Annotated in this window: 1 protein-coding gene; it reads right to left on the minus strand. The window is 47.2% G+C overall.

The window, feature by feature from the left end; genetic code table 11:
- On the minus strand, positions 1–517 hold a 517-nt coding region (locus R7040_RS29950), incomplete at both ends, for an SDR family oxidoreductase (protein WP_318098120.1).

Below are 517 nucleotides of genomic sequence, written 5' to 3' on the forward strand. Positions count from 1 at the left end.
GCAGTTCCGTCTCTACTGCGCCCGGTGCAATAGTTGTAACACGCACATTTGATGCGGCCACTTCTTCGCGCACATTTTCTGAAATTGCATGAACTGCGAACTTCGTACCACAATATGCCGCGTGGTCAGGGAACGTCTTTTTACCTGCAATAGAGCTGATGTTGATTATTGTGCCACTATTGCGCGCTTTCATTGATGCAAGTACGGAGTGCATACCATTAAGCAAACCAAGCACGTTAACGTCGAACATACGCTTCCATTCAGCGGCGTCCTGCGTGTCGATCTGACCAAGCAACATTACACCCGCATTGTTGACTAGCACGTCAGCTGGACCAAATTGAGCTTCTGCTTTTTCAATCGCTGTTATCAAACTCGCTTGGTCAGTGACATCGACTTTTTCACATAAGGTGTTTGGTAAATTTAGTGCTTCTAAACGTTCTACGCGACGAGCCACAAGAAGGAGAGGGTGGCCTTCTTCACTAAAACGACGTGCGATAGCTTCACCAATACCTGAACT

The sequence above is a fragment of the Vibrio sp. 1069 genome (genome assembly GCF_033340555.1).